Raw genomic sequence first — 11,194 nt, 5'->3', positions numbered from 1 at the left:
ACTGGGTACTGTTTTTCGTATGCCTAAAAAGAAAATAGGCACGGTGCCGGGGAAGCGTCCCCTGGGCATGATTTAGATATATCAGCCTGGTGTAGCATATGTATAGTGCTCAAATGAAAATTTTTTTAGATTCGCGCGGGCGTGGGTTGGATACCGGGTGCCAGCTTCGTGACACGCGTTCGCGTGAGGCCCTGCGGATGGATACTTGCTTCTGGGTTCGGGCCGGTTGTATTAGCCGCTTGTGGCCTCAAGTTATGTTCACTGGGTGCCTGCCCCCAGCCTACGAAGAAGACCTCTCTTGGCAGGCGGCTTGCCTACTTCACCAGCCGCGTCAAAATCACATCTCCGGCGTGGCATCCCCCTTCGTAGCAAAGCTCTTTTCCGCCACCGCCTCCGGCGAAATCTTTTTGGTGGGAATTGAGCACTGGCCAGCCGGGGCCGTTGATCGAGCCGGTTAGGTAGATCGCTCCGGTGGCATCGAAATAGCTCGCTCGGCCATAGTCGTAGTTTTCGCCGCCGAGGTAGGTGCTGTAGTTAAGCTGGCTGAAGTCAGGTGACAGGACCACCGCGAACGCGTCGTGTGATTTGCTTTTTTGGGTCTGGATGGCCTGCTCTGATATCGGGAAGTTGGTCGAGTCGGTGCTGCCTACGAAGGCGACTTCACCTTGGGCGTTTGCGTAGATCCCTTCGGCTTCTTCGTTGCCGCTGCCGCCCAGGTAAGTGCACTGCAGCAAGGCACCAGAGGGGCTGAACTTGCTGACAACGATGTCGCGCTGTCCGGCTGGTTGGCTTTGCAAGGCACCGGGCGTGACTGGCATGTCGTTGCCGGTGGTCGAGTTGAGCAGGTACGCATTTGCTTCGCCGTCGATGGCCAGGTTGTGGGTGCTGTTGCCTTCTTCGTGCTCTTGGCCGCCGAAGTAGGTGCCGTAGATCAGGCGGCTGCCGTCGGGCGAAAGCTTCGCGAGGAACGCGTCGCCGTTGCCGTTGTAGGTGCGATCATGGGCACCTTCGGTGGTGGGGACATCGTCGGAATTGGTGGTGAAGTTTAAATAAACGTTCTTGTCGCCGTCGAGGCGGAGGCCGCAGTTGCTGACCTCATCGGCCGATCCGCCAAACCACGTGGCCCAGCGAACCTGAGAGCCATCGGCGGCGATCTTCACCGCGCCGATATCGACGCCCCCGATTGGCTTGTTTTGGTAGGCGTTGGCGAACCACTTTTCCGGTGGCAAGGGGCCGTGGCCCAAGTAGTGCAGGGCAACGTAGACCTCGCCGTCGTCGTCGATTGAAAGCTCTCGGCAGAGCCTGCCAACCCCCACGAACGCGCCCCAGGTCAACTGAGAACCATCAGGCGTTAGCTTGACGACGAATGCGTTCTGCATGCCGTAGATCCCTTCGTCCGAGCCGCGGAACTCGGTTTGAAAGGCACCGGCGGTAGTCGGGAAGCCAGGGCCGCCGCGACCGCTAACGTAGACGTTGCCAGACTTATCGACTTCAACGGCATACGCGCGGTCGTAATTAGGGCCGCCCAAAAGCGTGCTCCAGGCCAGGCTGCCGTCAGGGCGAAACTTGGCGACGAACGCATCGCAGTAGCCGCCGCTGCCCACCTTGTTGCCGGTCATGTCGTGCTTGGTTTGGAAGGCCCCCTCGGTGACGGGGAAGTTGGGCGACTGTGTACCGCCGACGATATAGACGTTGCCAGAGTCGTCGACAAACACATCGCGGGCATGCTCCCAATCGCTGCCGCCGAGATAGGTTGAGAAGGCAATTTTGTAAGGGGACCCCAACAACGTGGACGCTGCCAAGCACAAGAAAAAACAGAGAGCGAACAATGCTCGCGAGAGTATCAAAAGCGTTTGTTTCACCTGGGGCACCCTGATTGAAAGCCTGACTGACCAAGAACCTGTCTATACCAACAGAACACCTTACCACGCGTGAGTCCCGGCCGTCGACAAAGTAAACGCAAGTTGGTGCATGTTGCATTGTCCGGGACGATCCTTACATCCCTTCCAGACGTCTGTCGGTGCATGGGGTCAGGCAAGTTGTACGGGCCTAGTGATAGCATGTGCCGCTGGCATCTTGCTTACACCGATATGCAAGTCAACGGGGCAAGGTCATTAGGCTTTGAAAACATTGACACGAATTAAATCTGTATTCGGGGGCGGCGGTTTTGATGCGATTTTCTAGGGGATACTTCTTGGTTGTTGCCGTTTTGGCGTGTTGCGGCTTCTCCCGCGTGAGCCAGGCGGGAGAATTGTACGAGCCGCACGATCTGACAAGTGCGACATCCTATTGTGCGAGCGATTCGAGCTGTGAATGCTCGTCTTGCGGTGGTTGCGATTTGGGCATGCTCGATCTGCTTCGACCAAGCGATCACTGCTTCGACGACTTCATCAGCCCGATGATTAACTTTGTGTTCTTCGAGGACCCGCGCACGGTAACGGAACTTCGTCCGATCTTCGTGAATCACTGGGTGCCTAACACGATTGGTAACAACATTCCGGCCGGCGGTTCGGTGCAGTTGTACGCGGCCCAGGTCCGTGTGGCACTAACCGAGCGATTGAGCGTAATCGCCACCAAAGATGGTTTCATTGTCGATAACTCGGAAGGCTCGCTCGCCGGGCTGCTGGACGATGGTTGGGCCGACGTTTCGGCTGGTCTGAAATATAACCTGTTGCGTGATCCATGCAGTGGCACCATCGTTTCGACCGGTTTCACTTACGAAATGCCAGTGGGCAGCAGCGATGCTTTGCAAGGCCAAGGTGACGGCGAGTTCAACATATTTTTGACCGGCGGCCAACGACTTTGGGATGGCAACGCCCACGTCCTATCGAGTGTTGGCTATCGCTTGCCAACCGATAGCAGCTTGCAATCTTCGGCGATTCACTGGTCGAACCACTTCGACGTGCGTCTGACCGACAAGATTTACGTTTTCACCGAGCTTGCCTGGTGGCACTGGACCGACGATGCTTCGCAAGGCTCTGCTTTGGGCGTCGCCGGACATGACCTGTTCAATCTGCGTAGCAACGATGTTGCCGGTAACGATCTGGTCACCCAGAATGTTGGCATGCGATACAAACCGAACGGCCATATTGAAACAGGGATTGCTTACGAGTTCCCGCTGACAGGGTTCCAAGATGTGACCGAAAGCCGCCTGATGGTCGACATGATTCTACGCTACTAAGAAGAAGCCCCCTCCATTTTGCAGCCCAAGCCGCTTGAGTCCACAAGCGGCTTTTTTATTGGGTATTTAGCGACGATTGACGCGCCACTTGTCGATCTCGGCAAGAATGAAGAGCAGCGTGCCAGAGCCTATGGCCAGGGCCCACGGACGCCACGAGGTGGGCTGGGTCTCGAAGACCATATTGAGAAAGGGAACATAAGTCAGCATCAACTGCAGACCGATCATCACGGCGACGCCGATCCAGATCAGCGGATTTGAAAACAAACCAACCCGGAAAACCGATAGCCGCAGCGAGCGGCACGAAAAGAGATAGAACACTTGCCCCAATACAATCACGTTGACGGCTGCCGTACGGGCCGATTCGAGTTCAACCCCCAGCGACTTTTTAAATGCAAACACGGCGTAGGTCGCAACCACTAGCAAGGCACCAACCCACAGCGTTCGCCACATCAGAACGGGAGATAGAATTGGTTCGTCGGCCTCGCGTGGAGGACGGGACATGATCTGCGGCTCTTTCGGTTCAAACGCCAGCATCGCCCCGAGTAAAATAGCGGTCGACATATTGATCCACAGGATCTGCAACGGCGTGATCGGCAGCTGGAATCCGAGAAACGCGGCCACCAGAATAATGCCTGCTTCACCAAGGTTGGTCGGTAATGTCCAGGCAATAAATTTCATCAAATTGTCGTAGATTCCGCGTCCTTCTTCGACGGCCGCTTCGATGCTTGCAAAGTTGTCGTCGGTCAGTATCATGTCGGCCGCCTCTTTAGTGACCTCGGTTCCGGCCATGCCCATCGCCACACCGATGTTCGCTTGACGCAGGGCCGGGGCGTCGTTGACCCCGTCGCCGGTCATGGCCACGATGTTTCCGGTCGATTGCAGGGCTTCTACCAGGCGAAGCTTCTGGGAAGGAGACACCCGGGCGAATACGGCGACCTCTTCGACCATCTCGATCAAGTCGCGATCCGAGGTTTCCCCGAGTTGCATGCCTGTCTTGCCGATCAAATCGCCGCCGTCGTCGGTGTGACCGTGAATGCCGAGCTGCCCCGCAATGGCGGTGGCCGTGCCGATGTGATCGCCGGTGATCATCTTCACCTTGATACCGGCCGACTGGCATGCGGCAACCGCACTGATCGCTTCTGGACGAGGCGGGTCGATCATTCCTTGCAGGCCCAGCAATTGCAGCCCCTGGGTCAGGTCGTCGTGTTCGATGGTTGATTGCTCGCGCGAGACGGTCTTCTTGGCGAACGCCAAAACTCGCATCCCTTGCGAGGCCATCTCGGCAACCTGCTTCTCGACGACCGAGGCCTCCAGCGGCTGACCGGTGGCTAACTGATCGCAGCGTATCATGAGCCGCTCGACGGAGCCTTTGATGTAGATGACATTGTCTCCGCCGGGACTTTGATGCAGGGATGCCATGTACTGATATTGCGACTCGAACGGAATCGTATCCAGACGCTGCCAATCGCGTTGAAGCTCGTCCCGCTTCAATCCGGCTTTCGCGGCTGAAACCAAGAGAGCCGCTTCGGTGGGATCGCCTTCGACGCGCCACGACTGGTCGTCGCCACGCGTTATATGGGTGTCGTTGCAAAGCAACCCAGATCGCAGCAGGTCAGTTAAGACGTCGTCAGATGCGTTCTCGGCAGAATTATCTAAGGTCGTAACCTGGCCTTCGGTGTCGTAACCTGATCCGGTGACATTAAACTGCCGTTCAATCGTAGAAACCTGACGTACGGTCATCTGATTTTGCGTGAGTGTTCCTGTTTTGTCGGAACAGATTACCGTCGTACTGCCGAGGGTTTCGACGGCTGGCAGCTTGCGAACAATCGCACGGCGTCTGGCCAGTCGCGAAACTCCTAACGCCAATGTGGCCGTGACCACTGCCGGCAGCCCTTCCGGAATTGCGCCGACGGCCAGCGCGACCGCCGAGAGCAGGACCTCGACCGGCGGTTCGCCCCGCAACAAAATCGCCAGAGCAACGAGCCCTGCCAGAACGAGAATGACCTTCAACAACGTGTGGCTTAATTCGTTAATCCGACGCACCAGGGGCGTCTCTAACACGTCGGCCGATGCGATCAGCTTATTGATATGCCCGATCTCGGTCCGATCGCCGGTTGCCGTAACCACGCCGGTTCCCACGCCGTAGGTCACCAGCGTCGACGAAAACGCCAGGTTGATGCGTTCGGCCAGGGGTATCTTTTCGTCTAACTTCTGCGATGACTTTTCGACCGGGACCGATTCACCGGTCAATGCCGACTCGTCGATCTGTAGATCTCGCGTTTGCAAAAGGCGCAAGTCGGCTGGCACACGATCGCCGGACTGAAGCTTGACCAAGTCGCCTGGGACCAAGTCAGATGCTTCGATCCGTATCGTCTCGCCGCCGCGGATCACGGTGGCTTCACTGCCCATGACCTTGCTCAGGGCCTGAATCGCCTGAAGTGCTTTGGCTTCCTGAAAAAAACCAATCAGTGAGTTCACCAGCACCACCGCAAAAATCACCCCAGCATCAACCCATTCATGTAGGACAATCGTCAGTGCCGTGGCGACCAGTAGAATGTAAACCAGCGGTTGTTGAAACTGGCGAAAAAAGATCTGAAGCTTGGTCTCTCCTTGGGCCTGCGACAGTACATTCGGACCGAATCGCGTGCGGCGACGATTCACTTCCAAGAGTTGCAGGCCATACGCTTGGTCGGTCTCAAGCCGTGAAGTGGCTTCTGCCGGGTCCAACTGGTGCCAATACTCCGTTTCAGGTCGAGGCATTTCTTCAATCACTTTTTCTAATACGAAGTTGCAACGCCAACGCGATAGAATCGTAGTCTATAACATCCCAGGGAAATCACCCAACTGGTTCGGTGCACTAAGCGACACCCATAAATTGCAAAGGAATTAAAAATGAAAAAACTTGCCGCCCTAGGAGTTACGCTGGTCTTGCTGACAGCAGGCGTCGCTCTGGCCATTACCGAGAACCAAGCAATGGTTGCCCCGGTTCTCGAGCAATTGAAACTGAAGCACATGCCCAGCGAGGTCATTGGCGGGCCACAGAAATACCAGATCACCGACGAAACGCTCGAGCTTTTGACCAAAGCAAAAAAGTCGGGCCAAGTGATCGTGCTCAAGCCGGACGGATCGATTGAACTGGTAAAGGGCAAATAGAGACGTTGACATGTTGGGCTTGGCCGTGAACCTAGCGTGCCTGGTGGTTGTCATTTCATCACTTACCAACCTGATCGGCGAAACTATGGCTGAGCACCTCACGTTAGAGCAGCTACACGACGGCCTTCCGCACATCCAACAATCTCCGCACGATAACGGGGCGTTGGAAGCGATTGTCATTCGTCCTAAGACCGACGAGCGAAGCCATTTGGCCCACTGCGAGTTGAGCCTGGAACAAGGTGTGCACGGCGATAACTGGGCATTAGGCTGTTGGAAATCGCTGCCGGACGGTTCGCCTCATCCTGACGTGCAGGTCGCCATCATGAATTCGCGAACGATCGATTTGATCGCCGGGGACTCGGGACGGTGGGCGTTAGCCGGGGACAATCTTTTTGTCGACTTCGATTTGTCGGCCGAGAACCTGCCGACCGGCCAGCAGCTATCGATTGGTGACGTGGTGTTGGAAATCACCAAGATCCCCCACAACGGTTGTCAAAAGTTTTCTGCGCGGTTCGGCAGCGATGCGTTGAAGTTCGTCAACTCAGCCGTCGGCAAACAATTGCACCTGCGCGGCATTTATGCCCGGGTGGTAAAGGCCGGCGTCGTGCATGTTGGCGATATGATCCGCAAGTTGTCAGCCACCTAAGAAGGGGCCGATGCGAGATTGCGGCGGGAAACAGACGTTTTCCTGCCCGGGTTGGCCTGATTTCCCGTAAGATATCGGCCGTTCGATAAGAGAGTAGGTAGAATTAAGTCCGCACTTCTGCTTCCTTCCTCCAACGATTCGGCTGCCATGATTCACCGTACGCTGCTCGCATTCGCTCTTCTAGGTTGCTTCGTTTCGAGCGTCTTCTCTGCCGACACCAAGCAGCCCAACATCATTTACGTCATGCTCGATGATGCTGGCTACAACGACTTTGGGGCGATGGGGTCGCAGCATGTGCAAACACCGGTCTTCGACCGTATGGCTGCCGAGGGGATGCGGTTCACCGATCATTACAGCGGTTCGGCCGTTTGCGCGCCGACGCGCTGCGTGCTGATGACCGGTCTGCATACGGGGCACTGTCGAAGACGCGACAACCAGGCCAAAGCCAATCGTAATAAGACCGATGATAGTGGGTTGGTCTTCTTGAAAGAGGAAGATGTCACCGTAGCCGAAGTAATGCAGCAGGCCGGCTACGTGACCGGAGGGATCGGCAAATGGGGACTCGGCAACCCTGGCTACGAAGGTTCGCCCGACAAGCAAGGCTTCGATCATTTCCTGGGTTATCTCGATCAAGTCCACGCGCATACCTACTACACCGACTGGCTGTGGAATGATGGGCAGCGGCTGGAAACCGACAATCGCTATTCGCACTACTTCTTTGAGGAAGACACGCTGCGATTCATTCGCGAAAACCAAAGCAAGCCGTTCTTCCTCTACCTGCCGTACACATTGCCGCACGGTAAGTTCGAGATTCCGGCAGATGACCCGGCTTATCAGATTTATAAAGACAAGAAGTGGCCACAAGTGGTGAAAAACTACGCAGCGATGATCACCCGCGCCGACATGACGGTGGGCAAGATTCTGGATTTGCTGAAGGAGCTTGACATCGACGACAACACGATCGTGTTCTACACCTCGGATAATGGCCCCAACGGCTCCTTCGTGAAGCACCTGAAGTCGAACGCTCCCTTCAGCGGTACTAAACGCAGCTTGAAGGAAGGGGGCATTCGCGCAGCGATGGCCGTTCGTTGGCCCGGCGTGGTTCCGGCAGGCCAAGCCAGTGATTTCGTGTGGGGCATGCGCGACGTCTTTCCGACCGCGTGCGACCTGGCAGGCATCGATGCTCCTTCGCACCTCGATGGGATCTCAGTGCTGCCGACACTCAAGGGAGATTCGCAACCGGGGCACCCGCATCTGTACTGGGAGTTTCCAGTGCGGTCGCAACAAGCCGTGCGGATTGGCAAATGGAAGGGGTATCGCGAAGGGACCCAGTCGCCGATCCAGTTATTCGATCTGACCAGCGACCCTACCGAAACAGATGACTTGGCTAGTCGGCACCCCCAGATCGTGCAGCAAGTAGAGACGATCATGGCCAAATCACATGTTCCAAGCGAATTTTGGCCGCTGGACTCAGGCACGAAAAAAGGGAAAATGAAACGATAACCTGCCCGCCACTACTTTCCCCTAGAGAACCTGCCATGATTCGCTGCTTCGTTTCGCTGTTCTTCTGCGCGCTTACGATCTCCTCTCTCGCCGCGCAAGACGTAACCTGGCTGGCCGAGGTGAATACGCCTCCGAAAGAGTTATCCACGAGCGGTCAAGCAGGGCGTCCTGCGATGGTTGGCCTCGAAGCCTGGCAACAGGAACGCAGCCGGCTTCGCGATCAGTGGAAGACGTTTCTGGGCGCGTACTCGTTTCCGGAACTTCCTTTGCAGATGGAAACAATTAAGCAAGAACGCCTGGAGCACTGCACCCGGCGGTTGGTTCGCTATCAGGCCGAACCGGGACGGATGGTCCGAGCCTATCTGTTGATTCCTCACGACCCTGCCGACGCAAAGCTACCGGCAATCGTTGCGTTTCACGGAACGAGTACGGGGACATTTGACAAGTTGGTGGGCCTCGACGCCGAGCCAGCGCGGCACATGGGCTTGCGACTCGCCGAGCACGGTTTTCTGGTCATCTGCCCAGAGAACTATCTGTGGGAACAGAACAACTACAAGGCTTCAACCACAGCGGCTCTGAAGAATCATCCCGGTAGCAAGGGAATGGCCGTGATGCTGGCCGATGGGATGCGAGCGGTCGATGTGCTCCTTTCCCTCGATGCGGTCGATCCCCAGCGTATCGGAACCTACGGGCACTCGCTCGGGGCGAAAGAAGCGTTGTATCTGGCAGCGATGGACGATCGCATCTGCGCGGCGGTTGCCAGTGAGGGGGGGATCGAGATCGGTTTCAGCAACTGGGACGCCGTGTGGTATCTGGGAAGTGACGTGAAGCAAGAAGGCTTCCCACGCAAGCATGCCGAGCTCGTTTCATTGATCGCCGGTCGACCGTTTCTCATTCTCGGTGGTGAAACGGGCCGCGGTTGCGCCGATGGCGAGCGAAGCTGGCCCGCACTACACGTGGGGCAAGAGGTGTGGCGTGCTTATTACCCAGAGCCGGTACAACTCGGGCTCCTGAATCACGGACAAGGGCACGCACTGCCGTGGGACGCTGGCGAGAAAGTCATTGACTGGCTGGACGCATATGTCGCTGATCGAACGTCGGAGTAATCCTCTTTTCGTTTCAAGCTGACCACAATGCGTGCTACGATAAGCGATTCTTGCTTATCACTCCTGTCCTGGTAGGAGCCTGCCCAATGCGTTGTCTCGAAACTGTTTTGCTAATCCTGCTTGGTCCGGTCAGCATGCTACTGGCCGGGGAACTCAAAGTCGATAGCGACTTCTCGGGTGGCTCAGCAAAAGTAATCGAGGTCGATCAACAGAAGCGACTCATTCGTATCGAGCCAGAGGCAAACCCCAAGCGGGGCTGGGAGTGTTGGTGGTACTTTCAGGTCACCGGCATCGAACCTGGCGAAACAATCACGTTAGATGTGGGCACTGCCCCCTGGGCAACACCCACTCAGGCCGCGTTTAGCACCGACAACATCATCTGGCAGCAAACGTCCGCAGGCAAACGCAACAGGAAACGGATTGTTTATCAGCAGCAAGTGGACGAAACGACTTGCTGGTTCGCGTGGGGACCGCCATTTCGGGTGGAAGATGCCCAGAGACTCGTAAGCGATTCCGCCAAGAACGGCCCTCACGTCGAGGCTATTGAACTGTGCCAAACACGCGCGGGCCGGACAGTTCCTGCTTTACGAATCCACGCCGAAGGTGTGTCAGACGAGCTGCGGAAAGGGATTTGGATTCAAGCGCGGCAACATGCCTGGGAATCAGGCTCTAGTTGGGTCTGCCAAGGTCTGGTGCAGTGGTTACTCAGTGACGATCCGCGTGCGAGCGCGCTGCGGCAGAAGTCGCTCATCACGATCGTGCCGGTGATGGATATCGACAACGTGGCAATCGGAGCAGGGGGGAAGAATCAAACCCCGCAAGATCACAACCGGGACTGGAGCGAGCAGCCTCACTGGAACAGTGTGAAAGTGGCTCAGCAGCAGATTCTTAAGCAAGACCAAGACGGAACATTCGACTTGTTTGTTGATCTGCACAACCCCGACGCAGGGGCCAAATGGCCATACTACTACACCACCACAACCGACTACCTTTCGGAAGAAGGAAATCGCAACCTCGACCACTTCCTCGCGACATCGCAGTTGGAAATCACGGGCCCCTTGGCATTCAAAGGAGAAAGACGCGAATCAGGGGCAAGCTATGACAAGAACTGGACCAAGATTAGCAAGAATTGGGTCACCAAGAACACGGCCGATCACGTCGTGGCTGTTACGCTTGAAACGGCCTGGAACACGCCCCATAGTACGCAAACAGGCTATATGACGGTAGGTCGCCAATTGGGTATGGCCATTGAGCGATACTTTCGTACGATGCCCTAATACCATGTTCGCCGCCTCTGTTCACGTTTCCAGACGCACAGCTTGAAACGCTAAGCGAGTTCTCGCCTTCGCCGCGGTAATAATTGGCGAAGGCGAAAGTGCTTTGCCGTATCCGCTTACTTGGAAAGCTTCTTCTTGGCGGTCGTCATTCCTTTGCTGACGGTATCGAACGCTTCAGCGGCGTCCATTTTGGCCAGTGCCAGGAAGGCCTCGCTGAGGACGCGTTTGGTTTCCGCGACGGTGATTTCGGTCTTATCGGTGTCGACGCTGCGGGAAACTTCGTTGTAGAAATCGGTTAACTTCATGGTGCTTTCCTTTTGCCCTGGTA

9 protein-coding genes are annotated in these 11,194 nt (G+C 56.4%); 6 read left to right on the top strand and 3 right to left on the bottom strand.

Annotated features, from left to right (window positions below; translation table 11 throughout):
* Positions 1 to 314: 314 nt before the first annotated feature.
* A complete protein-coding gene (locus tag HOV93_RS15815; RefSeq protein WP_315853422.1) occupies positions 315 to 1,862 on the bottom strand; it encodes an SBBP repeat-containing protein in 1,548 nt (515 codons plus the stop codon).
* A 482-nt stretch (positions 1,863 to 2,344) separates the two neighbouring features.
* Here HOV93_RS15815 and HOV93_RS15810 point away from each other — a divergent pair, with 482 nt between their 5' ends.
* Positions 2,345 to 3,181: a hypothetical protein gene (locus HOV93_RS15810; protein WP_207397473.1), complete on the top strand. Its 837-nt coding sequence runs from the start codon at positions 2,345 to 2,347 to the stop codon at positions 3,179 to 3,181.
* Positions 3,182 to 3,247: 66 nt separating this feature from the next.
* Here the strand turns inward: HOV93_RS15810 and HOV93_RS15805 are convergent, their stop codons facing one another.
* Positions 3,248 to 5,941, bottom strand: a complete 2,694-nt coding sequence (locus HOV93_RS15805) for a cation-translocating P-type ATPase (protein WP_207397472.1) — start codon at positions 5,939 to 5,941, stop codon at positions 3,248 to 3,250.
* Between the two features lie 132 nt (positions 5,942 to 6,073).
* On the opposite strand from HOV93_RS15805, the gene HOV93_RS15800 reads away from it, so the two are divergent.
* From HOV93_RS15800 to HOV93_RS15780, 5 genes are all read left to right on the top strand, one after another.
* Positions 6,074 to 6,334 carry a hypothetical protein gene (locus HOV93_RS15800; protein WP_207397471.1) on the top strand — a complete coding sequence of 87 codons (261 nt, stop codon included), beginning with the start codon at positions 6,074 to 6,076 and terminating at the stop codon, positions 6,332 to 6,334.
* A gap of 10 nt (positions 6,335 to 6,344) precedes the next feature.
* Positions 6,345 to 6,980 (top strand): MOSC domain-containing protein, encoded by a 636-nt coding sequence (locus HOV93_RS15795; protein WP_207397470.1) that lies wholly within the window; start codon positions 6,345 to 6,347, stop codon positions 6,978 to 6,980.
* Positions 6,981 to 7,127: 147 nt separating this feature from the next.
* The gene (locus HOV93_RS15790; protein ID WP_207397469.1) at positions 7,128 to 8,483 is read left to right on the top strand and encodes an arylsulfatase; all 1,356 of its coding nucleotides are present in this window, start codon (positions 7,128 to 7,130) and stop codon (positions 8,481 to 8,483) included.
* A 35-nt stretch (positions 8,484 to 8,518) separates the two neighbouring features.
* Positions 8,519 to 9,589, top strand: a complete 1,071-nt coding sequence (locus tag HOV93_RS15785) for an alpha/beta hydrolase family protein (RefSeq protein ID WP_207397468.1) — start codon at positions 8,519 to 8,521, stop codon at positions 9,587 to 9,589.
* Between the two features lie 86 nt (positions 9,590 to 9,675).
* The gene (locus tag HOV93_RS15780) at positions 9,676 to 10,866 is read left to right on the top strand and encodes a M14-type cytosolic carboxypeptidase (RefSeq protein WP_207397467.1); all 1,191 of its coding nucleotides are present in this window, start codon (positions 9,676 to 9,678) and stop codon (positions 10,864 to 10,866) included.
* Between the two features lie 116 nt (positions 10,867 to 10,982).
* Here the strand turns inward: HOV93_RS15780 and HOV93_RS15775 are convergent, their stop codons facing one another.
* Positions 10,983 to 11,171: a hypothetical protein gene (locus tag HOV93_RS15775; protein WP_235990427.1), complete on the bottom strand. Its 189-nt coding sequence runs from the start codon at positions 11,169 to 11,171 to the stop codon at positions 10,983 to 10,985.
* Positions 11,172 to 11,194: the final 23 nt, after the last annotated feature.

Source organism: Bremerella alba (assembly GCF_013618625.1).
Lineage (GTDB): Bacteria > Planctomycetota > Planctomycetia > Pirellulales > Pirellulaceae > Bremerella > Bremerella alba.
Note: the sequence above shows the minus strand (reverse complement) of the source record. Positions and strands in the feature narration are given on the sequence as shown.

Coding starts and splice junctions, on each gene's coding strand:
- HOV93_RS15810 (WP_207397473.1), top strand. CDS start 2,345: ATGCTCGATCTGCTTCGACCAAGCGATCACTGCTTCGACGACTTCATC.
- HOV93_RS15805 (WP_207397472.1), bottom strand. CDS start 5,941: ATGCCTCGACCTGAAACGGAGTATTGGCACCAGTTGGACCCGGCAGAA.
- HOV93_RS15800 (WP_207397471.1), top strand. CDS start 6,074: ATGAAAAAACTTGCCGCCCTAGGAGTTACGCTGGTCTTGCTGACAGCA.
- HOV93_RS15795 (WP_207397470.1), top strand. CDS start 6,345: ATGTTGGGCTTGGCCGTGAACCTAGCGTGCCTGGTGGTTGTCATTTCA.
- HOV93_RS15790 (WP_207397469.1), top strand. CDS start 7,128: ATGATTCACCGTACGCTGCTCGCATTCGCTCTTCTAGGTTGCTTCGTT.
- HOV93_RS15785 (WP_207397468.1), top strand. CDS start 8,519: ATGATTCGCTGCTTCGTTTCGCTGTTCTTCTGCGCGCTTACGATCTCC.
- HOV93_RS15780 (WP_207397467.1), top strand. CDS start 9,676: ATGCGTTGTCTCGAAACTGTTTTGCTAATCCTGCTTGGTCCGGTCAGC.
- HOV93_RS15775 (WP_235990427.1), bottom strand. CDS start 11,171: ATGAAGTTAACCGATTTCTACAACGAAGTTTCCCGCAGCGTCGACACC.